At 62.8% G+C, this 22,432-nt stretch carries 24 protein-coding genes and 1 pseudogene; 16 read left to right on the top strand and 9 right to left on the bottom strand.

Annotated features, from left to right (window positions below):
• The first annotated feature begins 123 nt into the window (after positions 1–123).
• Positions 124–621 (top strand): peptidylprolyl isomerase, encoded by a 498-nt coding sequence (locus P3C50_RS03390; protein WP_024307989.1) that lies wholly within the window; start codon positions 124–126, stop codon positions 619–621.
• Positions 622–625: 4 nt separating this feature from the next.
• Complete coding sequence (lpxH, locus tag P3C50_RS03385; RefSeq protein WP_275544872.1) at positions 626–1,354, top strand: UDP-2,3-diacylglucosamine diphosphatase; 729 nt, start codon at positions 626–628, stop codon at positions 1,352–1,354.
• Between the two features lie 165 nt (positions 1,355–1,519).
• Here lpxH and P3C50_RS03380 read toward each other — a convergent pair whose 3' ends face one another.
• On the bottom strand, positions 1,520–2,197 hold the full coding sequence (locus P3C50_RS03380) for a tRNA-(ms[2]io[6]A)-hydroxylase (RefSeq protein ID WP_275544871.1): 678 nt from the start codon (positions 2,195–2,197) through the stop codon (positions 1,520–1,522).
• 157 nt (positions 2,198–2,354) lie between these two features.
• Here P3C50_RS03380 and P3C50_RS03375 point away from each other — a divergent pair, with 157 nt between their 5' ends.
• Entirely contained in the window at positions 2,355–3,218 is an 864-nt protein-coding gene (locus tag P3C50_RS03375; protein WP_161865405.1) for a universal stress protein, read from the top strand.
• 63 nt (positions 3,219–3,281) lie between these two features.
• Here the strand turns inward: P3C50_RS03375 and P3C50_RS03370 are convergent, their stop codons facing one another.
• Positions 3,282–3,758: a DUF1289 domain-containing protein gene (locus tag P3C50_RS03370; protein WP_161865404.1), complete on the bottom strand. Its 477-nt coding sequence runs from the start codon at positions 3,756–3,758 to the stop codon at positions 3,282–3,284.
• Positions 3,759–4,162: 404 nt separating this feature from the next.
• Between P3C50_RS03370 and acnB the strand changes: the two genes are divergently transcribed.
• From acnB to P3C50_RS03330, 8 genes are all read left to right on the top strand, one after another.
• On the top strand, positions 4,163–6,763 hold the full coding sequence (gene acnB, locus P3C50_RS03365; RefSeq protein ID WP_197856525.1) for a bifunctional aconitate hydratase 2/2-methylisocitrate dehydratase: 2,601 nt from the start codon (positions 4,163–4,165) through the stop codon (positions 6,761–6,763).
• Positions 6,764–6,909: 146 nt separating this feature from the next.
• A complete protein-coding gene (locus P3C50_RS03360; protein ID WP_197856348.1) occupies positions 6,910–7,119 on the top strand; it encodes a YgdI/YgdR family lipoprotein in 210 nt (69 codons plus the stop codon).
• 182 nt (positions 7,120–7,301) lie between these two features.
• Entirely contained in the window at positions 7,302–8,513 is a 1,212-nt protein-coding gene (locus tag P3C50_RS03355; protein WP_275544870.1) for a CmpA/NrtA family ABC transporter substrate-binding protein, read from the top strand.
• 18 nt (positions 8,514–8,531) lie between these two features.
• The gene (locus P3C50_RS03350) at positions 8,532–9,110 is read left to right on the top strand and encodes an ANTAR domain-containing response regulator (RefSeq protein ID WP_197856346.1); all 579 of its coding nucleotides are present in this window, start codon (positions 8,532–8,534) and stop codon (positions 9,108–9,110) included.
• A 130-nt stretch (positions 9,111–9,240) separates the two neighbouring features.
• Positions 9,241–10,470, top strand: a complete 1,230-nt coding sequence (gene alaC, locus P3C50_RS03345) for an alanine transaminase (RefSeq protein WP_275544869.1) — start codon at positions 9,241–9,243, stop codon at positions 10,468–10,470.
• A 165-nt stretch (positions 10,471–10,635) separates the two neighbouring features.
• Entirely contained in the window at positions 10,636–11,358 is a 723-nt protein-coding gene (locus P3C50_RS03340) for a 1-acylglycerol-3-phosphate O-acyltransferase (protein ID WP_275544868.1), read from the top strand.
• A gap of 144 nt (positions 11,359–11,502) precedes the next feature.
• The gene (locus P3C50_RS03335) at positions 11,503–11,697 is read left to right on the top strand and encodes a hypothetical protein (RefSeq protein ID WP_275544867.1); all 195 of its coding nucleotides are present in this window, start codon (positions 11,503–11,505) and stop codon (positions 11,695–11,697) included.
• 10 nt (positions 11,698–11,707) lie between these two features.
• Entirely contained in the window at positions 11,708–11,950 is a 243-nt protein-coding gene (locus P3C50_RS03330) for a hypothetical protein (protein WP_275544866.1), read from the top strand.
• Positions 11,951–12,176: 226 nt separating this feature from the next.
• Here the strand turns inward: P3C50_RS03330 and P3C50_RS03325 are convergent, their stop codons facing one another.
• The gene (locus P3C50_RS03325) at positions 12,177–12,902 is read right to left on the bottom strand and encodes an amidotransferase (protein ID WP_197856341.1); all 726 of its coding nucleotides are present in this window, start codon (positions 12,900–12,902) and stop codon (positions 12,177–12,179) included.
• Positions 12,903–13,202: 300 nt separating this feature from the next.
• Here P3C50_RS03325 and P3C50_RS24155 point away from each other — a divergent pair, with 300 nt between their 5' ends.
• From P3C50_RS24155 to P3C50_RS03315, 3 genes are read left to right on the top strand one after another with little or no spacing between them, the layout of a single operon-like run.
• Positions 13,203–13,316 (top strand): PA2485 family small membrane protein, encoded by a 114-nt coding sequence (locus tag P3C50_RS24155; protein WP_296271451.1) that lies wholly within the window; start codon positions 13,203–13,205, stop codon positions 13,314–13,316.
• Between the two features lie 21 nt (positions 13,317–13,337).
• Complete coding sequence (ptrC, locus tag P3C50_RS03320) at positions 13,338–13,538, top strand: type III secretion system co-regulatory protein PtrC (protein WP_013715243.1); 201 nt, start codon at positions 13,338–13,340, stop codon at positions 13,536–13,538.
• Positions 13,539–13,593: 55 nt separating this feature from the next.
• Positions 13,594–13,860, top strand: a complete 267-nt coding sequence (locus P3C50_RS03315) for a PepSY domain-containing protein (protein ID WP_197856339.1) — start codon at positions 13,594–13,596, stop codon at positions 13,858–13,860.
• Positions 13,861–13,949: 89 nt separating this feature from the next.
• Here the strand turns inward: P3C50_RS03315 and P3C50_RS03310 are convergent, their stop codons facing one another.
• From P3C50_RS03310 to P3C50_RS03300, 3 genes are all read right to left on the bottom strand, one after another.
• Positions 13,950–16,094 carry a 3-hydroxyacyl-CoA dehydrogenase NAD-binding domain-containing protein gene (locus P3C50_RS03310; RefSeq protein ID WP_275544865.1) on the bottom strand — a complete coding sequence of 715 codons (2,145 nt, stop codon included), beginning with the start codon at positions 16,092–16,094 and terminating at the stop codon, positions 13,950–13,952.
• An 89-nt stretch (positions 16,095–16,183) separates the two neighbouring features.
• Complete coding sequence (locus P3C50_RS03305) at positions 16,184–17,389, bottom strand: acetyl-CoA C-acetyltransferase (RefSeq protein WP_275544864.1); 1,206 nt, start codon at positions 17,387–17,389, stop codon at positions 16,184–16,186.
• 589 nt (positions 17,390–17,978) lie between these two features.
• The gene (locus P3C50_RS03300; RefSeq protein ID WP_275544863.1) at positions 17,979–18,866 is read right to left on the bottom strand and encodes an AEC family transporter; all 888 of its coding nucleotides are present in this window, start codon (positions 18,864–18,866) and stop codon (positions 17,979–17,981) included.
• Between the two features lie 93 nt (positions 18,867–18,959).
• Between P3C50_RS03300 and P3C50_RS03295 the strand changes: the two genes are divergently transcribed.
• Together P3C50_RS03295 and P3C50_RS03290 are read left to right on the top strand one after the other, a co-directional pair.
• Complete coding sequence (locus P3C50_RS03295; protein WP_275544862.1) at positions 18,960–19,319, top strand: rhodanese-like domain-containing protein; 360 nt, start codon at positions 18,960–18,962, stop codon at positions 19,317–19,319.
• Positions 19,316–20,128, top strand: a pseudogene (locus P3C50_RS03290) (cytochrome c). The gene P3C50_RS03295 and the pseudogene P3C50_RS03290 overlap by 4 nt, the downstream one beginning before the upstream one ends.
• Positions 20,129–20,185: 57 nt before the next feature.
• Here P3C50_RS03290 and P3C50_RS03285 read toward each other — a convergent pair.
• The 3 genes from P3C50_RS03285 to P3C50_RS03275 all read right to left on the bottom strand — a co-directional run bounded on the left by P3C50_RS03285 (position 20,186) and on the right by P3C50_RS03275 (position 22,429).
• A complete protein-coding gene (locus tag P3C50_RS03285) occupies positions 20,186–20,575 on the bottom strand; it encodes a VOC family protein (RefSeq protein WP_275544861.1) in 390 nt (129 codons plus the stop codon).
• A gap of 109 nt (positions 20,576–20,684) precedes the next feature.
• Positions 20,685–21,482, bottom strand: a complete 798-nt coding sequence (locus tag P3C50_RS03280) for a transglutaminase-like domain-containing protein (protein WP_275544860.1) — start codon at positions 21,480–21,482, stop codon at positions 20,685–20,687.
• Positions 21,479–22,429 carry an alpha-E domain-containing protein gene (locus tag P3C50_RS03275; protein WP_013715234.1) on the bottom strand — a complete coding sequence of 317 codons (951 nt, stop codon included), beginning with the start codon at positions 22,427–22,429 and terminating at the stop codon, positions 21,479–21,481. The genes P3C50_RS03280 and P3C50_RS03275 overlap by 4 nt, the downstream gene beginning before the upstream one ends.
• Positions 22,430–22,432: the final 3 nt, after the last annotated feature.

Here is a 22,432-nt window from a genome sequence, read left to right as displayed (position 1 = left end):
GCCGCCTCGGGCAAAGTCCGTATCATAACCAACCTGTCAAGCCCCTGACAGGGTGCATGCCAACCTGTCAGGGCCGTTCATCCCGGGCCACTGGCTCGAATCTGCCTCATCACGGATACGATCATGATCAAACTGCACACCAACCACGGCGTCATCACCCTGAACCTGTTCGCCGACAAGGCCCCGGAAACCGTGGCCAACTTCGAGCAATACGTGAAGGAAGGCCATTACGACGGCACCATTTTCCACCGTGTGATCGGCAACTTCATGATCCAGGGCGGCGGTTTCGAGCCGGGCATGAAGCAGAAGCCGACCCGCGCACCGATCAAGAACGAAGCCAACAATGGCGTGGCCAACAAGGTCGGCACCATCGCCATGGCTCGCACCATGGAGCCGCACTCGGCCAGCGCGCAGTTCTTCATCAACGTCGCCGACAACAGCTTCCTCAACCATAGCGCGCCGACCGTTCAGGGCTGGGGCTACGCCGTGTTCGGTGAAGTGGTCGAAGGCATGGACGTAGTCGAGAAGATCAAGGGCGTGGCCACCACCATGAAGGCCGGCCACCAGGACGTGCCGGTGGATGACGTGGTCATCGAAAAGGCCGAAATCGTAGCCGAGTAAGTCGATGATCCTGCTGATCTCCGATCTGCATCTCGAAGAGAAACGCCCGGACATCAACCGGGCGTTTCTGCATTTTCTCGCCACCCGCGCGCGCCAGGCCGAGGCGCTGTACATCCTCGGCGACTTCTTCGAGGTCTGGATCGGCGACGACGGCATGACGCCCTTCCAGCACGAGATCGCTGGCGCGCTGCGCGAACTGAGCGACAGCGGTACGCGCATCTACCTGATGCACGGCAATCGCGACTTTCTTATCGGCAAGCGCTTCTGCCGCGAGGCGGGCTGCACTTTGCTGAGCGACCCACACAAGGTGCAGATGGGCGGCGAGCCGGTGCTACTGATGCACGGCGACAGCCTGTGCACCCTGGATGTCGGCTACATGAAGCTGCGCCGCTGGCTGCGCAACCCGCTATCGCTGCTGATTTTGCGCAACCTGCCGCTCGCCACCCGGCAAAAGCTGGCGCGCAAGCTGCGCAACGAAAGCCGCGCACAGACGCGGATGAAGGCCCGCGAGATCGTCGATGTCACCCCCGAGGAAGTGGTCCGGGTAATGGCCGAGCACGGCGTACGTACGCTGATCCATGGACATACCCATCGGCCAGCCATACATGAGCTGAACGTGAACGGCCAACCGGCACGGCGCATCGTGCTGGGCGACTGGGATCGCCAGGGTTGGGCGCTGCAGGTCGATGAAGACGGGTTCAATCAGGCGCCGTTCGAGCTGACGCCAGCCTGACCGTAGCCCGGATGAAATCCGGGATTTATCGAAAGCCCCGGATTTCATCCGGGCTACGACTGCAAGGCTTTACTCCCCTCTCCCATTTATGGGAGAGGGGTCGGGGCGGCCCGCGTAGGGAGAGGGCGACGGCGGCTGCAATGCCCTCTCCCGCCCTTCGGATCATCAGATGGCCGCTTCGCGGCTGCTTTCTATGGGCACACCACTATGGAAACGGAACTGCTCGTCCGGCGAGGTGATCAGTTCCCGTTCCACCGCCCGCACCACCTCGATACGCGCGTCCACGTCCGCCGCGTCGCCATACAGATAGGCGAGTTTGAGATAGCCGCGGTAGTGGCGTCCTTCGCTCTCCAGCAATCCGGCGTAGAACTTGGCCAGCTCGGCATCCAGACGCGGCACCAATGCGGCGAAACGCTCGCATGAGCGCGCCTCGATGAAGGCGCCGACCACCAGTACGTCCACCAGCCGCTCCACTTCGCCACCGCGCAGCAGCGCCCGCAATCCCGCCGCGTAGCGCGACGCGGAAACATGGCGAACTTCGATGCCACGCGCGCGGATGATCTTGCTCACCTGTTCGAAATGCACCAGCTCCTCACGGGCCAAACGCGACATTCTCGCGGTCAATTCGGTCTTGGTCAGGTAGCGCCCCATCAGGCTAAGGGCGGTCTGTGCTGCCTTGTATTCCAGATTGCGGTGGTCGAGCAGAAGGATTTCCTGCTGGCGCAGGGCCTCTTCCAGCCAGGCGTCGGGGGTCGCGACGCCGCCGAGAAACTCGAGAATTTCCTGCAGGATCGTTACAGGTTCCTCACCGTTACTCGGAACATGCTCGGCATTTGACATCATATTTGAAGCGCTCTCGGTGCTGGCGAGGTTGGAAATGGCGGGCCATTATACGAGTGGCAGGCCGCACGACCAGCACGCCGTTGATACAGGTCAAGAAGCTGCTGGCAATGACGCACCTATAGTTGGATAAGCGCTATTCATTCTCAGGGAGACGACCATGCAAGCGATCCGTAGCATTCTGGTGGTGATGGAACCCCAGCACCCCGAAGGCCTCGCGCTGAAGCGGGCAAAACTGGTAGCCGGAGTCACCCAGTCGCATCTGCACCTCTTGGTATGCGACAAGAAAGGCGACCACAGCGCGTGGCTCAACGATCTCAGCAGCAGTCTCGCCGGGGAAGGTTTCAGCGTTTCCACCCAGCAGTCCTGGCATGACAACCAGCACCAGACCATCATCGCCGTGCAGCAGGCCGAGGGCTGCGGCCTGGTGATCAAGCAGCACCTGCCGGACAACCCGCTGAAGAAAGCCCTCCTCACCCCCGAGGACTGGAAATTGCTGCGCTATTGCCCCGGCCCGGTGCTGATGGTCAAGACCGAGCGTCCATGGACCGGCGGTAAGATCCTCGCTGCAGTTGACGTCGGTAATGCCGACGGCGAGCACCGCACCCTGCATGCCGGCATCATCAGCCACGGCTACGATATCGCCGGTCTGGCCAAGGGCACGCTGCACGTGACCACCGCACACCCGACGCCTATGTTGTCGGCAGCCGACCCGACCTTCCAGCTCAAGGAAACCATCGAGGCGCGCTACCGCGAGCAGTGCCGCAGCTTCCAGGCCGAATACGACATCAGTGACGAGCGCCTGCATGTGCTCGAAGGCCCAGCTGACGTGGTGATTCCACAGGTGGCTCACCAGCTCGATGCCGCAGTCACCGTGATCGGCACCGTCGCACGCACGGGGCTTTCCGGCGCTTTGATCGGCAATACCGCCGAGGTCGTACTCGATGCACTGGAAAGCGACGTGCTGGTGCTCAAGCCGGACGAAGTCATCGCCCATCTCGAGGAACTGGTAGCACAGCGCTGAAACAGCGCCTGAAACGAAAATGCCGCTCGTTTCCGAGCGGCATTTTCATATCCAAAGACCGAACTACACCCTCAGCTCCAGGCCTTCACGCAGAAACTTCGGCGCGATGTAGCGCTCGTAGTGCGCCTCGGAGAGCAGGAAGAACTCCCTGTCGATGGCATCGCGCAGATCGGGCAGCGCCCAGTTGCGGAACTCCGGCAGCAGCACCATGCCGTAGGCTTCCAGTTGATTGATCACCCGCGCGCCCCGTGCGATCAGCTGGTAGGCCCAGCAGTAGGGAGACTGCTGCGGCACGAAGCGAATCTGCCGCTGCTCCAACTGCTGCCGCAGGCGCTGCTCGTCGAACACTTCAAGCTTGGCCGTCATCACCTGTACCAGCAGCACTTCCAGGCGCGTCCAGACGGCGCGTTTCTCCTCGTCGGTGTAGCTGTTCCAGTTGATCACCTCATGGTGGAAGCGCTTGCAACCGCGGCACACGACATCACCGTAGACGGTCGAGCAAAGGCCCACGCAGGGCGTCTTGATGCGCTGATTGGACATGGCAAAGCAATACGGACAACTGAACAGCCTGGCATCTTAGCCCTTTGTCTAATCCTTATCACCCCCACTGATACGGGGACATCGGCTTAACTTTATCCGCGCTTTCCATTAGAATCGGCCCGCCTTTTACGGCGCCAATGTCCGTTGGAAGCTGTTTTCAAAGCGTCACGAGCACAGTCGATCCTGCAGGTACGATGGCGGCGCAGCCACTCGGAGTCCCCCCGAGTCTCTGCGCCCGCCCTCATCAGAAACCGTCCTGCCGGCGTAAAACTTTGAAAGCAGCTTCTACAAGACACTCATGAAACCTCGGCTGCTCGGCTCATAAAGTCGAAAAGCGCCTGGTTCGTGGGTATCTGGATCGCGTCCCGGACAACCCTTTGGGACCACTGATGAGGGTAATAACTGTGCTTGAAGCCTATCGCAAACACGTAGCAGAGCGTGCCGCTCAGGGTATCGTGCCCCAGCCGCTGAACGCCGAACAAACCGCAGGCCTGGTCGAGCTGCTGAAGAATCCGCCGGCTGGCGAAGAAGAATTCCTCGTAGACCTGATCACCAACCGTGTACCGCCAGGCGTTGACGAAGCCGCCTATGTCAAGGCTGGTTTCCTCTCTGCCGTTGCCAAGGGCGAAGCCACTTCCCCGCTGATCAGCAAGCAACGCGCCGTCGAGCTGCTGGGCACCATGCAGGGCGGCTACAACATCGCCACCATGGTCGAGCTGCTGGAAGATGCCAGCCTGGGCACCGTCGCTGCCGAACAACTCAAGCACACCCTGCTGATGTTCGACGCCTTCCACGACGTCGCCGAGAAAGCCAAGGCTGGCAATGCCAACGCCAAGGCCGTCATGCAGTCCTGGGCCGATGGCGAGTGGTTCACCAACAAGCCGGCCATCGCCGAGAAGTACAGCCTGGCCGTATTCAAGGTACCTGGCGAAACCAACACCGACGACCTGTCCCCTGCCCCGGACGCCTGGTCGCGCCCTGACATCCCGCTGCACGCCCTGGCCATGCTGAAAATGGCTCGCGACGGCATCGTGCCGGAGCAGCAAGGCGCCATCGGTCCGCTGAAGCAGATCGAAGAAATCAAGGCCAAGGGCTTCCCGGTTGCCTACGTCGGTGACGTGGTCGGTACCGGCTCTTCCCGTAAGTCCGCCACCAACTCGGTGCTGTGGTTCTTCGGCGACGACATTCCGTACGTTCCGAACAAGCGCGCTGGCGGCTTCTGCTTCGGCACCAAGATCGCCCCGATCTTCTACAACACCATGGAAGACGCCGGCGCCCTGCCGATCGAATTCGACGTGTCGAACATCAACATGGGCGACGTGATCGACGTCTACCCGCACGCGGGCAAAGTCTGCAAGCACGGCACCGACGAAGTCATCACCACCTTCGAACTGAAGACCCCGGTGCTGCTCGACGAAGTCCGCGCTGGCGGCCGTATCCCGCTGATCGTCGGCCGCGGCCTGACCGAGAAGGCGCGTGCCGAGCTGGGCCTGGAGGCCTCCGACCTGTTCAAGAAGCCGGAGCAACCGGCTGACAGCGGCAAGGGCTTCACCCTGGCGCAGAAGATGGTCGGCAAGGCCTGCGGCGTCGAAGGCGTACGCCCGGGCACCTACTGCGAACCGAAGATGACCACCGTCGGCTCCCAGGACACCACTGGCCCGATGACCCGTGACGAGCTGAAAGACCTGGCTTGCCTGGGCTTCTCCGCTGACCTGGTGATGCAGTCCTTCTGCCACACCGCGGCCTATCCGAAGCCGATCGACGTCACCACCCACCACACCCTGCCGGATTTCATCCGCACCCGTGGCGGCGTGTCCCTGCGTCCGGGCGACGGCATCATCCACAGCTGGCTGAACCGCATGCTGCTGCCTGACACCGTCGGCACCGGTGGCGACTCGCACACCCGCTTCCCGATCGGCATCAGCTTCCCGGCCGGTTCCGGCCTGGTCGCCTTCGCCGCCGCCACCGGCGTAATGCCGCTGGACATGCCGGAATCGGTTCTGGTGCGCTTCAAGGGCAAGATGCAACCCGGTATCACCCTGCGTGACCTGGTCCATGCCATCCCTTACTACGCCATCCAGAAAGGCCTGCTGACCGTCGAGAAGAAAGGCAAGAAGAACATCTTCTCCGGCCGCATCCTCGAGATCGAAGGCCTGGACAACCTGACCGTCGAGCAGGCGTTCGAGCTGTCTGACGCCTCCGCCGAGCGTTCGGCTGCCGGCTGCACCATCAAGCTGCCGGAAGCGGCCATCGCCGAGTACCTGCAGTCCAACATCACCCTGCTGCGCTGGATGATCAGCGAAGGCTACGGCGATGCCCGCACCCTGGAGCGTCGTGCCCAGGCGATGGAAGCCTGGCTGGCCAACCCGGTGCTGATGGAAGCCGACAAGGACGCCGAGTACGCCGAAGTCATCGAGATCGACCTGAGCCAGCTCAACGAGCCGGTACTGTGCGCCCCGAACGACCCGGACGACGCCCGCCTGCTCTCCACCGTGGCTGGCGACAAGATCGACGAAGTGTTCATCGGTTCGTGCATGACCAACATCGGTCACTTCCGCGCTGCCGGCAAGCTGCTGGACAAGGTCAAGGGCGGTATCCCGACCCGTCTGTGGCTGTCGCCGCCGACCAAGATGGATGCCCACCAGCTGACCGAAGAAGGCTACTACGGCATCTACGGCAAGGCCGGTGCGCGCATGGAAATGCCGGGTTGCTCGCTGTGCATGGGTAACCAGGCTCGCGTCGCTGCCAACGCTACCGTCGTGTCGACCTCGACCCGTAACTTCCCGAACCGTCTGGGCGATGGCGCCAACGTGTACCTGGCCTCTGCCGAACTGGCTGCGGTCGCTTCGATCATCGGCAAGCTGCCGACCGTCGAGGAGTACATGGCCTATGCGAAGGATATCGACAGCATGGCTGGCGACATCTACCGCTACCTGAGCTTCGACCAGATCGCCGACTTCCGTGAAGCCGCGGCCAACGCCAAGATCCCGGTCGTTCAGGCCTGATCCAAGCGTCGTGAGAAGAGCCCCGCCTAGTGCGGGGCTTTTTTATGCGCCCCGAACGGCGTTTTGCCGCACCCGGCTTGCAGCCGATACGCCACCGTCTACCTTCTGAGATGGGAGTTTCCCAATCAACCATTCAGGAGTTCATCATGAAACCATGGATCATTATCGCCCTGTGCCTGTTCGGCCTGGCCGGCTGTGCCAGCGAGTACATCATCACCACTAATGACGGCCAGATGCTCACCAGCGATGGCAAGCCGGAACTGGATGAAGACACCGGCATGCTCGAGTTCACCGACAGCGAAGGTCGCAAGCAGCAGATTCCGCAAAACAACGTCAAGCAGATGCTCGAGCGCTGAGGCCGGCAGTACGCACTGGCATATGCCTTGCTTCATCTCACCGCAAAAGGCCCGCCCAACGGACGGCTTGATCGACAACGGCGTCGTATTCAGCCCGGCTCTGCAGCCGGGATGGATGCGACGCTTTTTTATGGCCGGTAGTCCATTGGCCAACGTCTTTTGCGTGAACCTAAGGATGCAGCATGAGCGAACACAACACCCCTCGCGACGATACCCTGGCCTGGGCCTGGGGCAGCAACGCCCCCGAGAAGAGCGTGCTGAACATCGGTTTCATGGCCCTGAGCGACTCGGCCTCGGTAATCGTTGCCGCCACGCAGGGCTTCGCCGAGAAGTACGGGCTCAGCATCAGACTGCATCGCCAGACGTCCTGGGCCGGCCTGCGTGATCGCCTGCTCAGCGGCGAGCTGGATGCGGCGCACAGCCTCTACGGCCTGATTTACGGCGTGCACCTGGGCCTGGGCGTCAGCACGGCCACCGACATGGCCGTGCTCATGGGGTTGAACCAGAACGGCCAGAGCATCAACCTTTCGCACACACTGCAGGCCGTCGGCGTGACCAGCGGCGAAGCACTGCGCGAGCACGTGCACCAACATGAAGCGCGCCTGACCTTTGCCCAGACCTTCCCCACCGGCACTCATGCCATGTGGCTCTACTACTGGCTGGCCAGCCAGGGCATTCATCCCCTGCGCGACGTCGACAGCGTGGTGGTCCCTCCACCGCAGATGGTCGAGCACCTGAAAGCCGAGCGCATCGACGGTTTCTGCGTCGGCGAACCCTGGACCGCCAAGGCCGTCGATGAACAACTCGGCTGTACCCTGACCACTATCCAGGCAATCTGGCCGGATCATCCGGAAAAGGTACTGGGTTGCACCCGTGCCTTCGCCGAGCAAAATCCCAATACCGCCCGCGCCCTGATCATGGCGGTGCTCGAAGCGGCCCGTTTCATTGACGAAAGCGAGGAAAACAAGCGCAGCACTGCGCAACTGCTCAGCGGCAGCGACTACGTCGACGCCCCGCTTTCGGTCATCACCCCGCGCTTTCTCGGTCATTACCAGGACGGCCTGGGCCACGCCTGGCTGGACGAGCACCCGCTGCGCTTTCACGCCGACGGCCTGGTCAACCAGCCGTACCTGTCCGATGGCATGTGGTTCATGACCCAGTTCCGCCGCTGGGGCCTGCTGCGCAGCGACCCCGACTACCTCACGGTGGCGCGCCAGGTCCAGCAACTGAGGCTGTATCGCGAGGCCGCCACAGCTCTGGGCATCGCCGTACCGGGCGAGATGCGCTGCTCCATTCTGCAGGACGGCACCCGCTGGGACGGCAGCGACCCCGCTGCCTATGCCCGCAGCTTCCACCTGCATGCCCTGGCCGAAAGCCCGGCAGTCGCCCTGTAATCATCGGGAGAGCCACAGATGCTGCGTATCCTGCTGATCAACGACACCCCAAAGAAGGTCGGCCGCCTCAAGTGCGCGCTGGTCGAGGCCGGCTTCGAGGTGATCGACGAATCCGGCCTGACCATCGACCTGCCCGAACGCGTCGAGGCAGTACGCCCCGACGTGATCCTGATCGACACCGAATCGCCCGGCCGCGACGTCATGGAACAGGTGGTGCTGGTCAGCCGCGACCAGCCGCGCCCGATCGTGATGTTCACCGACGAGCACGACCCCGGCGTAATGCGCCAGGCGATCCAGAGCGGCGTCAGCGCCTACATCGTCGAGGGCATCCATGCCCAGCGCCTGCAGCCGATCCTCGACGTGGCCATGGCACGCTTCGAGAGCGACCAGGCGCTACGCGCGCAGTTGCAGGCACGTGACGCGCAACTGGCCGAGCGCAAGCGTGTGGAGCTGGCCAAGGGCCTGCTGATGAAGATGAAGAGCTGCAACGAGGAAGAGGCCTACACCCTGATGCGCCGCCAGGCCATGAGCCGCCAGCAGAAGCTGATCCAGGTGGCCGAGCAGATCATCGCCATGCACGACATGCTCGGCGGCTGACTGTAGCGCTGCGCCGCGCGCCGACTGTACTGGACAGCGTAGCGGCGGCGGGCGTATCGTCGCCGCTCGGTCACAGCAGTGGCCAACGTCGCTCGGACGGTTCCGGGCGCTTACGTACTCCGAGGAAATCATGGCTGAGAACGCCAAGCGCCGCTTTGCGCGCATCGATCGTCTACCCCCCTACGTCTTCAACATCACCGCCGAACTGAAGATGGCCGCACGCCGACGCGGCGAGGACATCATCGACTTCTCCATGGGCAATCCCGATGGCGCGACTCCATCGCACATCGTCGAGAAGCTAGTGCAGGTCGCGCAACGTGAAGACACCCACGGCTATTCCACCTCCCGCGGTATTCCCCGCCTGCGCCGCGCCATCTCGCGCTGGTACAAGGACCGCTACGACGTGGAGATCGATCCGGAAAGCGAAGCCATCGTCACCATCGGCTCCAAGGAAGGCCTGGCGCACCTGATGCTGGCTACCCTGGATCATGGCGACACCGTGCTGGTCCCCAACCCCAGCTACCCAATCCATATCTACGGCGCAGTGATCGCTGGCGCGCAGGTGCGCTCCGTGCCGCTGGTGCCGGGCGTGGATTTCTTCGCCGAGCTGGAGCGGGCGATTCGCGAGTCGATTCCCAAGCCGAAGATGATGATTCTCGGTTTCCCCTCCAACCCCACAGCCCAGTGTGTGGAGCTGGACTTCTTCGAGCGCGTGGTATCCCTGGCCAAGCAGTACGACGTACTGGTGGTGCACGACCTGGCCTATGCCGACATCGTCTACGACGGCTGGAAGGCACCGTCGATCATGCAGGTACCCGGCGCCAAGGATATCGCGGTGGAGTTCTTCACCCTGTCCAAGAGCTACAACATGGCCGGCTGGCGCATCGGCTTCATGGTCGGCAACCCGGAGCTGGTCAGCGCTCTGGCGCGGATCAAGAGCTACCACGACTACGGCACCTTCACTCCGCTGCAGGTGGCCGCCATCGCCGCACTGGAAGGCGACCAGCAGTGCGTGCTGGATATCGCCGAACAGTACCGCCAGCGCCGCAACCTGTTGGTCAAGGGCCTGCACGAAATCGGCTGGATGGTCGAGAAGCCCAAGGCCTCTATGTACATCTGGGCGAAGATTCCCGACGCCTACGCTCACCTCGGTTCTCTGGAGTTCGCCAAGAAGCTGCTGGCCGAAGCCAAGGTCTGCGTCTCGCCGGGCCTGGGTTTTGGCGATTACGGCGACGACCACGTGCGCTTTGCGTTGATCGAGAACCAGGACCGCAGCCGTCAGGCGCTGCGCGGGATCAAGGCGATGTTCCGCGCCGATGGTTTGTTACCGGGCAAGCCGGTCAAAACAGAAACCGATTGAACATTCGAGGGCGCCGCAAGGCGCCCTTTTGCGTACCACTATAAAAACCGACAATTTCTGCGACAATTCAGGACGTTACCGCGCGCCCGGCGGCAGTTTCCGCTAATTGCCCGCCAGAGTGAACGCCCGTACACTGCGCGCCCCTCTTCTGATGGTTCTCCCAAAATGCTCTTCGTTGTGCGCATGCTGCTGATGGGCGTGCATTTCATCGTGGCCGGCCTTCTTGGCCTGCTGCTCGGCCTGTGTCGCCCATTCAACCCTGACAACAGCCGCCTGTGTGCACGCCTCTATTCGCTGCCCGCCCTGCGCCTGCTGCGTCTGAAATTGAAGACAGACGTAGGCCCGCTGCTGGAGCATCAACGCTCCTGCGTGATCATCGCAAACCACCAGTCCAACTTCGATCTTTATGTGCTCGGCCGCGTGGTGCCGGAGCGCACCGTGAGCATCGGCAAGAAGAGCCTCAAGTGGGTGCCGTTCTTTGGCCAGCTGTACTGGCTGGCCGGCAACGTGCTGATCGATCGCAGCAATGCCGCAGCCGCCAAACGCGCGATGCTGACCACCACCGAAACCCTGCGTCACCGTGACACCTCGATCTGGGTTTTCCCCGAAGGCACGCGCAACCTCGGCCGCGGCCTGCTGCCGTTCAAGAAAGGCGCGTTTCAGATGGCGATCACGGCCGGCGTACCGATCATCCCGGTGTGCGTGAGCAACTACAGCAAAGCCATGCGCCTCAATCGCTGGAACAGCGGACGCATCCTGATTCGCTCGCTGCCGGCCATTCCCACTGCCGGCCTGAGCCTGGACGACATGCCGGCGTTGATCGAGCGCTGCCAGCAGGCCATGAGCGAGTGCATCACCAGCATGGACCAGGAGTTGGCCACGGCATAAGTGATCGCGCGGGCCACCGAAGTGAACGACACCCGCGCCAACCATCAAATTGATCGATAGTTACTCTGCAGAGCATCCATTATTCAATCGAAATGACTTAAGCGATTCTGTGCCCATGTCAAAGCCAGACCTGGAGCACAGAACATGTCCCGCCTCTCCCAAGCCGCCCGTAACGGCGCCCTCGCCGCCATCGGCCTGTATCTGATCAGTACCTCCACAGTATTGGTGCTGAGTTACGCCACCTTGCAGCCCAGCGTCCCGACGCTCGAACAGCCGGGCCCGCTGCATAGCCTGATCAGCCAATTGCCCGCCTTGCTCGGCGCTTTATCGCTGGGCTGAGTCGAAGATCATGATCAGAAGCCAACGCAGCCGCCTGATACTGCTCGCCAGTCTGTCTCTGCTCACGACCCTGCTGGCGCTCAGCGGCATTGGCAAGAGCTCGGCTAGCGCCGTGGCGCGCAATATCGAATGCAGTCATAAACTGGCCCATCACCTGGACCTTGCAGAAGGCCTCAAGCGCCAGCGCAGCAGCCCGCCACCAAACCGAAGCGAACACCTCTCACCCTACTTCGTGCCTGCCAAACACGCATGAAAATGCCCGGCTAACCGGTAATGCTGTTCATATAAGAAATGGTTGGGCGCGATCAGTCCCCTCGCCCCTTTGGGGAGAGGGTTAGGGAGAGGGGAAAACTGGCAGTTTGCGGTGTTTTCAGCCCTCTCCCCCAGCCCCTCTCCCATAAATGGGAGAGGGGAGCCAAATGTGTACACCTTTAGTGAACAGCATTACGGGCTAACCGAGCTTTTTGTCTCCAGCAGGCTCAGGCCTTGGCGGCCTTACCCTGCGCCACGAAGCGCATCATCCACTCGGCCACTGCATTACCTTGTTGCGAGTGCTGGAGGCTGTCCACGCCCTGCTGGTAAATCTGCTCACCGAGGTGCTGCTGACGCAGATCGAGCAACGCACGTGAGTAGTCGTGAACGAACTCGGGGTGTCCCTGGAAGCACAGCACCTGGTCTTCGATGTGGTAGGCACCAATCGGGCAAAAATCGCTGGAAGCCAGCAGCGTGGCCTTCTCCGGCAGGCGGGTAACCTGGTCCTGGTGGCTGATCAGCAGTTGCAGCTCGTCCAGTGCCGGGCTCATCCATTCGGGCTTGCTGTCCAGACGGTAGCTGTGTACGCCCACGCCCCAGCCTTGCTCTGCGCGCTCGGCCTTGCCGCCCAGCAGCAACGCCAGTAACTGATGACCAAAGCAGATGCCCAACAGCTTATCGCCACGCTGGTAGCGCTCAAGTAGGTACTCCTTGAGCGTTTGAATCCATGGCTCAGTGCCAAAGGAGTCGGCCTTGCTGCCAGTCACCAGATAGGCATCGAATTGCTCGCTATCGGGCGGGTAATGCCCCTCCACCACGTTGTAGACACTGAATTCCGCCGCCACCGGCTGTTGAGCGAACAGCTGCTCGAACATGCGGCCATAACCCTGGTACTGGTCAACCAGTTCAGGGCGGAGGATGTCAGTTTCCAGGATGCAGATACGCAGTGACATGAGGTTTCCTGTGGTGAGCACGGAGTGCGGGGGATTTGTGCGTTTTACTTAACACATGAAACTGCACAAAGAAATAGTCGCCCCCTATTTTCAGACATATTTGCACGTCCTTGCCACTGTGCAACGCCACGAACGGTCGTCAATTAAAATTGACAACACCTGGAAGGAACCGGGCCGGATCGAATCATCATCAGCCGCTTCGATAGTGACCATGCACGGCATTCACTTCTGTGATTGCCAGGGCGCGACGAATATCGACACATCGGGCAGTCGCCCCCATCGCACAGAAGGATATCGATCATGAGCATCTACGCCGCACTCGCCAGCTTTGCCGCCGCCTCCGCTTTCCACACCGCTGCACCGGTTCGTCCCGAGCAGGCGGCCACTGCAGCCCGCGACGCGCGTCCGAGCTGACACGCCCACAGGAGAGCAGCCATGCACAGCCAACTCAGCCTGGACGCCTACGGCGTTACCTACGTTCACCTGCAGGACGGCGGTCTGCAGTTCGAAAGCGAAGCCGCTCTGCAGCTCGATGACGGCAGCATGCTGACCTTACGCATGCCGACCCGTCACAGCGAGATGCTGGCGATCCACGAGGCCGTGTGCATTCGCCAGGGGTGGTGCCAGGCGGCGTGAAATCGCGATGGTCTAGACTCCTCCAGGCATCTTCAACGGAAAGAGGAACCAGACCATGCATACCCGCAACCTGATCGGCCTGCTCGCAGGCAGTTTACTGCTGGCCGGTAACGCCCTGGCGGATCGCCCCGGCAGCGACTGGATCAGCATCGACGATGCCCTGAGCAAGGCCCGTGAGGCCGGCTACACCGAGCTACACAAGATCGAAGCCGACAACGATGGCTACTGGGAAGGCGAAGGCCTCAAGCAGGATGGCCGCCTCTACGAGTTTCGCATCGACGGCAAGAGCGGCGAGGTAACCCGCGACCAGTTGGAAGACTGATGCATGCGAGTCAATGAAACGGCCCTGGCGGGCCGTTTCTCATTGCGCGCTTGAAAGGGCTCGGAGCACGAACGCCATGGCCGTAGAGCTCAGAACGTCTCGCCCTTGGCCGCCTTCTCCAGCAGCAACGCCGGCGGCAGGAAGCGCTCGCCGTACTGCTCGGCCAGGTACTGCGCACGTGCGACGAAGTCCTTCACCCCGTACTGGTTGATGAACTGCAGCGCACCGCCGGTCCAGGCGGCGAAGCCGATGCCGAAGATCGAGCCAATGTTGGCGTCGGCCACCGCATTGAGCACACCCTCTTCCACGCAGCGCACCGTCTCGATGGCCTGGATGAACAGGATGCGGTCGCGCACGTCCTCCTGCGAGATCTGCGCATCGGCCTTTTCGAAACGCGCCTTGAGTTCAGGCCACAGGTGCTTTCTGCCACTGGCAGGGTAATCGTAGAAGCCCATCCCCGCCGCTTTACCCGGACGCTTGTACTCATTGAGCATCAGGTCGATCACGGCAAAGGCCGGGTGCTCGGGAATCGACTTGCCCTCGGCCGCCAGGTCCTTGATGGTCTGCTGGCGGACATGGTTCATCAGGCTCAACGACACCTCGTCGCTGATCGCCAGTGGCCCGACCGGCATGCCGGCCTTGCGCGCCTCGTTCTCGATCATCGCTGCGCTGACGCCTTCGCCGAGCATGGCCAGGCCTTCATTGGTGAAGGTGCCGAACACCCGCGAGGTAAAGAAGCCGCGACTGTCGTTGACCACGATGGGCGTCTTCTTGATCTGCATGACGTAGTCGAAGCCGCGCGCCAGGGTCTCATCCGAAGTCTTCTCGCCACGGATGATCTCCACCAGCGGCATCTTGTCCACCGGGCTGAAGAAATGCAGGCCGATGAATTTCTCCGGTTTGGCCACGGCAGTAGCCAGGCCGGTGATTGGCAGCGTCGAGGTGTTGGAGGCAATCACCGCGTCACTCAGCGCAGCGGCTTCAGCGGCGGCAGTGACTTTGCCCTTGAGCGCACGATCCTCGAATACCGCTTCGATAATCAGGTCGCAGCCGGCAAAATCCGCCTCGCTGTCGGTGGCCTTGATCAGCCCCAGGAAGGCCTCGCGCTGCTCGGCGCTCATGTGGCCCTTGGCGACTTTCTTGTCCAGCAGTTTGGCCGAATAGCTCTTGCCCTTCTCCGCCGCTTCGAGGGAAACATCCTTGAGCACCACCTGGATGCCGGCCGCTGCCGATACGTAGGCGATGCCAGCGCCCATCATGCCGGCACCGAGCACGCCGACCTTCTTGGTCACCGATTTTGGATAGCCCTGTGGGCGCGAACCGCCGGCATTGATCTCGTTGAGTTGGAACCAGAAGGTGCCGATCATGTTCTTCGCCACCTGACCGCAGGTCAGCTCGGTGAAGTAGCGCGCCTCGATGATCTGCGCGGTATCGAAGTCGACCTGCGCACCTTCGACGGCCGCGCACATGATCTTCTCCGGCGCCGGGAAGCAGCCCTTGGTCTTGTCGCGCAACACGCTCGGGGCGATGGCCAACATCTGCGCCACGTTCGGCGAACTCGGCGTGCCGCCGGGAATCTTGTAGCCCTGCACGTCCCATGGCTGTTTGGCAGCCGGGTTGGCGGCGATCCAGGCGCGGGCCTTGGCCAGCATGTCCTCGCGATCACTGGCCAATTCGTGGATCAGGCCGGCCTTGAGCGCTGCATCCGGGCGTACCTTCTTGCCCTCGGCCAAGTACGGCAGAGCTCTCTCCAGACCAAGCAGGCGCACCATGCGTACTACCCCGCCACCGCCCGGCAGCAGGCCCAGGGTGACTTCCGGCAAGCCGAGCTGCACATGGCTTTCATTCAGGGCAATACGGTGGTGACAAGCCAGGGCGATTTCCCAGCCGCCGCCCAGCGCCGCGCCGTTGATGGCGGCAACCACCGGCTTGCCGAGGGTTTCCAGGCGGCGTAGTTGACCCTTGATCTTCAGGATCATCTCGTAGAAACCCTGAGCCTCGGCCTGGGTGACCTTGATCAGCTCATTGAGGTCGCCGCCAGCGAAGAAGGTTTTCTTCGCCGAGGTGACGATCACCCCGGCGATCGAGTCCTTTTCCGCTTCCAGGCGGTCGACGATCTGCCCCATGGCCTCGCGGTACACCGCGTTCATGGTGTTGGCGCTCTGGCCGGGCATGTCCATGGTCAGGACGACGATATTGTCCTGGCCCTTTTCGTAACGGATGGCGTCAGTCATTTTTATCTTCTCTTCCCAAGATGTGGGAGCTGCGTAGGGCGGGTGAAACCCGCCAACACACGAATGGCGGGTTTCACCCGCCCTACTGGTCAGACTCGCTCGATAATCGTGGCTATACCCATGCCACCGCCGACGCACAAGGTGGCGAGGCCGTAGCGCAGCTGGCGCTTCTCCAGCTCGTCGAGCAGCGTGCCGAGGATGGTGCAGCCGGTGGCACCCAGCGGGTGGCCCATGGCGATGGAGCCCCCGTTGACGTTGACCTTGTCCTCGCTCACGCCCATGTCCTTCATGAACTTCATCACCACCGAGGCGAAGGCCTCGTTGACCTCGAACAGGTCGATGTCGTCGATGGACAGCCCGGCCTTGGCCAGCGCCTTGCGCGTGGCCGGCGCGGGACCGGTGAGCATGATGGTCGGATCGGTACTGGTCACCGCCGTAGCGACGATGCGCGCGCGTGGCTTCAGGCCCAGTTCCCTGCCCTTGGCTTCGGAGCCGATCAGCATCAGCGCCGCGCCATCGACGATGCCCGAGCTGTTGCCCGGTGTGTGCACGTGCTCGATACGTTCGACATGGCTGTAGACGCGCAGCGCGGTGGAGTCGAAGCCCATCTGCCCCATCATCTCGAAGCTGGGCTTGAGCTTGCCGAGGCCTTCGAGAGTGGAGTCGCCGCGAATGAACTCGTCATGGTCGAGCAGCACGATGCCGTTCTGGTCGGTCACCGGCACCAGTGACCTGGCGAACGAACCATCGGCGCTGGCACGCACCGCTTTCTGCTGCGAGCGCAGGGCGAAGGCATCGACATCGGCGCGGCTGAAGCCCTCCAGGGTAGCGATCAGGTCGGCGCCGATACCCTGCGGGACGAAATTGCTGTGGTTGTTGGTTTCCGGGTCCATGACCCAGGCACCACCGTCCGAGCCCATGGGAATGCGCGACATGGATTCCACACCGCCAACCACCACCAGATCCTCGAAGCCGGAGCGCACCTTCATCGCGCCCAGGTTCACCGCCTCCAGACCCGACGCGCAGAAGCGATTGAGTTGGACACCGGCCACGCTGACGTCCCAATCGGCGACCATGGCCGCCGTCTTGGCGATATCGGCGCCCTGATCGCCCACCGGCGTCACGCAGCCGAGGACGACGTCGTCCACCTGGCTGGTATCCAGTTCGTTTCGCGCCTTCAGGGCACTCAGCAGACCGGCAACCAGCTGCACCGGCTTGACGCTGTACAGCGCGCCATCCTTCTTGCCCTTGCCACGGGGCGTGCGCACCGCGTCGAAAATATATGCTTCGGTCATGGCGTCCTCGGAGACTAATACGGCGCTGGTGGAACAGGTTGCCCCAACCACGCATGTTCATATTGAGCCTGCCTACCATAGCGCCGAGGCGCCGGGGCTCAATGACCGAAGCGCTCAGCGCCATTGACCACTGAGCTCAGACGAACGGTCGTTTGCCCTTGCGGAAGCGGTGAAGGCCAAGCAGGCCCTCTGCCTCAAGCCTCGCTGCGCAACGGGCAGGACTCAGGCATAGCCCGAAGTTCTAACCAGGGACCATTAGCAACCAAGTCATCTAAAGGATCGGTGATGCCAGCCCTAGAGTTAATCCTGTTCCCGCCACCAAACGGGCACAGGGAGCCGTTGCCGGGACATGCCGGAGCGGCGAATCAGAACCACGCCCGGGCGTGACGCTACGACCTGCCAGGCAGTACCGCAGGCACCCAACGCCCCATAACAACAAAAGGCATACGGCCATGTTCAAACAGCCGAAATACCGCCAGGCTGGAGTCATCCTTTTCGCCACGGCGGTCATCCTGATTCTTCCCAACCTGACCCGTCTGGTCGGTTGAATGTCTAAAGCACCCGCTACTGTGCCGACGCCGTGTCGCGTTCAGCGCAGCGCGGGTATCCACCAGGCCAGCAGCAAGGGAATCAGCACGAATGCCAGCAGCGTCGAGCACAGCACCAGGCTGGCGACCTGCTCCGGCGAACGGCCTGCGCGTACGGCGAACAGGTAGTTGAACACCGCTACCGGCATCGAGGCTTGCAGCACCAGCACGGCATGCGCCAGCGGCTGCAGGCCGACCGCCCAGCCAATGATCCAGCCCAGTGCCGCACCACAGAGGATGCGCAGCAGACCCAGCAGCATGCCGTTGCCCAGGTGCTGCACGCGGATGCTCGCCAGCGATACGCCCAGCGTGAGCAGCATCATCGGGATGGTCATGCCGCCCAGCAGGTCCACGGTGTTGGCCAGCCAGCGGGGCAACTGAAAATCGAGGAACAGTACGGGAAGTACCAGCGCCAGGCTGATCATGATCGGGTTGACCAGCAACCCCTTGATCGAGCGCTCGGCCCCGGACAACAGCATGCCGATGCTGAAATGCCCCACCGACAACACCAGGAAGAAGGCCACTGCCAAGGCCAGGCCGGCCTCGCCAAAAGCGAACAGCGCCATGGGCAGGCCCATGTTGCCGGAGTTGGGAAACAGATAGGCCGGCACCAGCACTTTCCAGTCGATGGCGAACAGGCGGCTGAGCAGCAGACCCACCAGGCCCATCGACAGCATCACCAGTACGCAGGCCAGGGCCATCTGCGAGAACGCACCGAGGTCCAGCTCGGCGCGACTGAGGGTCGACAGTACCAGGCAGGGCGTGCCGATATTCAACACCAGCCGTGCGACGAAATCGGTGGGATAGGCGTGACCGCTACGCACCCAGCCATAGCCGATACCCGCTGCAATCAAAACCGGGGCCAGAACAGCGAACAACTCGGCTAACATCTGCTACTCCCGTCACGTCGAGCGCCGCATCCTAGACTGCATCGCAGCCTCGGGCAACGCTGCCGGGCCAATCGACTCTTTCCGGAGCACCCCATGCGCATCATTCTTCTGCTCACCGGCCTGCTCACGCTGATCAATGCCCAAGCGGGTGAAATTGATCAGCCCGCCGCCATCTCCGTCCTGCAACGCAGCGATAGCCTGCTGATCGACGTTCGCAGCGCCGAGGAGTTTGCAGACGGAGCATTGCCCGGCGCGATCCGTATCGGCCACGAAGAGATCGCCGCGCAGATCGCCAGCGTTGCCCCGGACAAGGATCGTTCACTGGTGCTGTACTGCCGCAGTGGGCGGCGCTCGACAATCGCGCAGCATACCTTGGAAGAAATGGGCTACAGCCAGGTGATCAATGCCGGGGCCTATGAGGATCTACGGCCACTGCTGGAGAACCGCGAATGAAAACAACCCTGCTGCTGGCATTGATCACCCTGGCCGGCGCGCTGCAGGCTGCCGAGTTCGAAGTGCAGCTTGAGGAGGGGCGGCACACCTGGAGCAGCAGCGAACTGCTGAAGCACCCAAAGGCTCGCGATATCGAGATAGTCGACGACGTCAGCTACAAACGCACCATGCGATATCGCGCCGTACCTATCAGCGTACTGCTGAGCGGCGTGACGCCAGGCGATCATCTGTAGGCCGTGGCCCTGGACGGCTTTGCCGCCGAGCTGCCGGCAGCGATTCTGCTGGCCAGCGAGGGCGCCAAGGCCTGGCTGGCCATCGAAGACCCGCAGCATCCCTGGCCGCCGCTGGCCAAGGGCAAGCCCAGCGCCGGACCCTTCTATCTGGCCTGGAGCGATCCGGCGGCCAGCCAGATCGGCCCGGAGCAATGGCCCTTTCAGGTCGCCAGGCTTCGCCAGCTGGCGCCGGTCGAGCAGCGCTTCCCTGCCCTGCTGCCGGCAACGGATGCCAACTCGGAGATCCGCGCAGGCTTCGCTGTCTATCAGAAGAACTGCATGGCCTGTCACCGCCTCAACGGTGCCGGCGATTCCGAGTTCGGCCCGGACCTGAATATGCCGCACAACCCGACGGAGTACTTCACAGGCGACTTTTTGCGCCGGTACATCCGTGACCCACAGAGTCTGCGGCGCTGGCCGCAGGGGCGCATGCCGGGGTTCACCCAGCAGGTGCTGAGCGAACAGGAGCTGACCGAGCTGATCACCTATCTGGCGCACATGGCCGATATTCGGGATCAGCGCAGCGAAAGTCAGTAGGCACCGGCGGGTAGCAGCCGCTCATGCCATGCGCAAGAGGATGGTGCGCGGCGCATCCTACCCGCGCGGATAGACGACGAAGGCCAGCTTGTTGCCGTCCGGGTCCCTGACGTAGGCCGCATAGAAGCCCTCACCGTAGCGCGGACGATAGCCCGGCGCTCCCTCGTCGCGTCCGCCATTGCTCAGAGCGAGACGATGCAGGCGGTCGACCTGCTCCGGCTCGGCGAACTGGAACGCGGTCATCACGCCATTGCCGACGCTGGCCTGGTTGCCGTCGTAGGGATAGCCGACGTAAAAACGTGGAAAAGCCAGATCCTCGACCCGGCCGTAGCCGACGGAGGCCTCGTCCTTCCAGCAGACCTGCAGGCCCATTTCGGCGCAAAGCGGGTCATAGAAACGCAGGGCTTGCGGCAGATCCCGCGTGCCCACCATGGTGTAGGCAATCATCGTTCGAGTCCTCCTCGTCTGGCGCACCTCGACCACAGGCGCGCGCCGATATTAGGGAAAGACTCGCAACCGAGGGGCTTCGTTCAGTCCCGCTCGCCCGCAGGGCGACCTACTGCTGCCGCACCTGCAATAGTGGCGCTACCTGCACCTGCGCGTGCATCTGCTCGCAGCCGCCACCGCGGCGCATGCCGCGCACCGGGCAGGCATCGAGGTAATCCAGGCCAACCGCCAGCTTGAGGTGACGCTCCGGGCGCGCCAGGCAGTTGGTCACGTCGAAGCTGTACCAGGCGCCGCTCAGCCAGGCCTCGGCCCAGGCGTGGCTGGCCAGGTGTTCGGCGTCATCGGTGTACAGGTAGCCCGACACATAGCGCGCCGGCACCCCAAGGCTGCGCGCGCAAGCGAGGAAAGCGTGGGTGTGATCCTGGCAGACGCCACGGCGACCGGCGAAAGCCTCGGCGGCGCTGGTGTCCACTTCGGTAATTCCGGGCTGATAGGCGATATGGGCATTAAGCGCATGCATCAGGTCGGTCAGGCCGGTGCGATCGGTACGCGCCCTGCTCTGCTGCGCGGCGAACTCGCGGATGGCGTCGTCGGCCTGGGTCAGGCGGGTGAAACGCAGAAATGGCAACGCCGACTGGCGCTCGTGCTCCGCCTCGCAGCTTTCGTCGATGTCCACCTGACCGCGGGCGCCGATGACGATGGATTCGTGCGGCTCGTCCAGGGTCAGCACGTGCAGGATGTTGCCGTAGGGATCGAGCTGGGCATGCACCGGGCGCGGCAGGTCGAGCTGCCAGCTGAGCACCTGCTGGCGCTCGCTGTCGTGCGGGGTCAGACGCAGGTACTGGATGCTCGCGCGCACCTGATCATCGTAACGGTAGGTGGTGTCGTGGCTGATCGAAAGTCTCATGCGACCTCCAGGTAGGACGTATGGATGGTGTTGCCCAGCTGGCGCACCAGCAGGATGAAGTCGGTGAGCCAGGCGTGCAGGCCTTCGTCGAGCACCTCACCGATGCTGGTGTAGCGCAGGCGGGCATCCAGCTCGGCGGCCAGGCGCTGTGCCGGGCGGCCGTTCTCCCCGGGCAGACCGGCGAGCATCAGGTTGAGCTCCTCCATGCAGGCGCGCAGCGAACGCGGCACGTCCGGGCGCAACAGCAGCAGTTCGGCGACCTTGCGTGTACGCGGCGAGCCGCGGTAGATCTCGGCGAACGCCTCGAACGAGGACAACGCCCGCAACAGCGCACTCCATTGGTAATAGCTGCGCGCAGTGCGCTCTTCCAGCTCGTCGATCTCCTCGCCGAGCATTTCGTAGCGCGCATCGAGCAGGCGCAGGGTGTTGTCGGCCCGCTCGATGAAGGTACCCAGGCGGATGAAGCGATAGGCCTCGCCGCGCATGATGGTGCCGAAGGTGGCGCCGCGGAACAGGTGCGAACGCTCCTTGACCCACTCGCAGAAACGGCTGATGCCGTAGCGCCCCAGACCCTGCTCGGCGATACCGCGCATCTCCAGCCAGGTGGCGTTGATGTTCTCCCACATGTCGGCGGTGATCCGCCCGCGCACCGCATGGGCGTTGCTGCGCGCGGCCTGCAGGCAGCAGTAGATGCTGCCCGGGTTGCTCGCATCGAGGGCGAAGAAGTGCAGCATACGCTCGGCGTGCAGCGGGCCGTGGCGCTCCAGGTAGTCGTCCAGGGTGCCGGTGATCAGCAGCGGCATGGCCAGTTCATCGAGACCGTCGCCACGGCCGTCCTGCGGCATCAGCGACAGCGAATAACTGACGTCGAGCATGCGCGCCAGGTTCTCGGCGCGCTCCAGGTAGCGTGACATCCAGTACAGATCGGAGGCGGTTCTACTCAGCATGAT

The sequence above is a fragment of the Pseudomonas sp. Marseille-Q0931 genome (assembly GCF_940789645.1).
Taxonomy (GTDB): domain Bacteria; phylum Pseudomonadota; class Gammaproteobacteria; order Pseudomonadales; family Pseudomonadaceae; genus Aquipseudomonas.
The sequence above is the reverse complement of the archived record's forward strand: the minus strand, read 5'-3'. Positions and strand labels throughout refer to the sequence as shown.

Excerpts from the sequence above, each read along its gene's own strand:
- P3C50_RS03390 (WP_024307989.1), top strand. The coding sequence starts at position 124 with ATGATCAAACTGCACACCAACCACGGCGTCATCACCCTGAACCTGTTC.
- lpxH (WP_275544872.1), top strand. The coding sequence starts at position 626 with ATGATCCTGCTGATCTCCGATCTGCATCTCGAAGAGAAACGCCCGGAC.
- P3C50_RS03380 (WP_275544871.1), bottom strand. The coding sequence starts at position 2,197 with ATGATGTCAAATGCCGAGCATGTTCCGAGTAACGGTGAGGAACCTGTA.
- P3C50_RS03375 (WP_161865405.1), top strand. The coding sequence starts at position 2,355 with ATGCAAGCGATCCGTAGCATTCTGGTGGTGATGGAACCCCAGCACCCC.
- P3C50_RS03370 (WP_161865404.1), bottom strand. The coding sequence starts at position 3,758 with ATGTCCAATCAGCGCATCAAGACGCCCTGCGTGGGCCTTTGCTCGACC.
- P3C50_RS03360 (WP_197856348.1), top strand. The coding sequence starts at position 6,910 with ATGAAACCATGGATCATTATCGCCCTGTGCCTGTTCGGCCTGGCCGGC.
- P3C50_RS03355 (WP_275544870.1), top strand. The coding sequence starts at position 7,302 with ATGAGCGAACACAACACCCCTCGCGACGATACCCTGGCCTGGGCCTGG.
- P3C50_RS03350 (WP_197856346.1), top strand. The coding sequence starts at position 8,532 with ATGCTGCGTATCCTGCTGATCAACGACACCCCAAAGAAGGTCGGCCGC.
- alaC (WP_275544869.1), top strand. The coding sequence starts at position 9,241 with ATGGCTGAGAACGCCAAGCGCCGCTTTGCGCGCATCGATCGTCTACCC.
- P3C50_RS03340 (WP_275544868.1), top strand. The coding sequence starts at position 10,636 with ATGCTCTTCGTTGTGCGCATGCTGCTGATGGGCGTGCATTTCATCGTG.
- P3C50_RS03335 (WP_275544867.1), top strand. The coding sequence starts at position 11,503 with ATGTCCCGCCTCTCCCAAGCCGCCCGTAACGGCGCCCTCGCCGCCATC.
- P3C50_RS03330 (WP_275544866.1), top strand. The coding sequence starts at position 11,708 with ATGATCAGAAGCCAACGCAGCCGCCTGATACTGCTCGCCAGTCTGTCT.
- P3C50_RS03325 (WP_197856341.1), bottom strand. The coding sequence starts at position 12,902 with ATGTCACTGCGTATCTGCATCCTGGAAACTGACATCCTCCGCCCTGAA.
- P3C50_RS24155 (WP_296271451.1), top strand. The coding sequence starts at position 13,203 with ATGAGCATCTACGCCGCACTCGCCAGCTTTGCCGCCGCCTCCGCTTTC.
- ptrC (WP_013715243.1), top strand. The coding sequence starts at position 13,338 with ATGCACAGCCAACTCAGCCTGGACGCCTACGGCGTTACCTACGTTCAC.
- P3C50_RS03315 (WP_197856339.1), top strand. The coding sequence starts at position 13,594 with ATGCATACCCGCAACCTGATCGGCCTGCTCGCAGGCAGTTTACTGCTG.
- P3C50_RS03310 (WP_275544865.1), bottom strand. The coding sequence starts at position 16,094 with ATGACTGACGCCATCCGTTACGAAAAGGGCCAGGACAATATCGTCGTC.
- P3C50_RS03305 (WP_275544864.1), bottom strand. The coding sequence starts at position 17,389 with ATGACCGAAGCATATATTTTCGACGCGGTGCGCACGCCCCGTGGCAAG.
- P3C50_RS03300 (WP_275544863.1), bottom strand. The coding sequence starts at position 18,866 with ATGTTAGCCGAGTTGTTCGCTGTTCTGGCCCCGGTTTTGATTGCAGCG.
- P3C50_RS03295 (WP_275544862.1), top strand. The coding sequence starts at position 18,960 with ATGCGCATCATTCTTCTGCTCACCGGCCTGCTCACGCTGATCAATGCC.
- P3C50_RS03285 (WP_275544861.1), bottom strand. The coding sequence starts at position 20,575 with ATGATTGCCTACACCATGGTGGGCACGCGGGATCTGCCGCAAGCCCTG.
- P3C50_RS03280 (WP_275544860.1), bottom strand. The coding sequence starts at position 21,482 with ATGAGACTTTCGATCAGCCACGACACCACCTACCGTTACGATGATCAG.
- P3C50_RS03275 (WP_013715234.1), bottom strand. The coding sequence starts at position 22,429 with ATGCTGAGTAGAACCGCCTCCGATCTGTACTGGATGTCACGCTACCTG.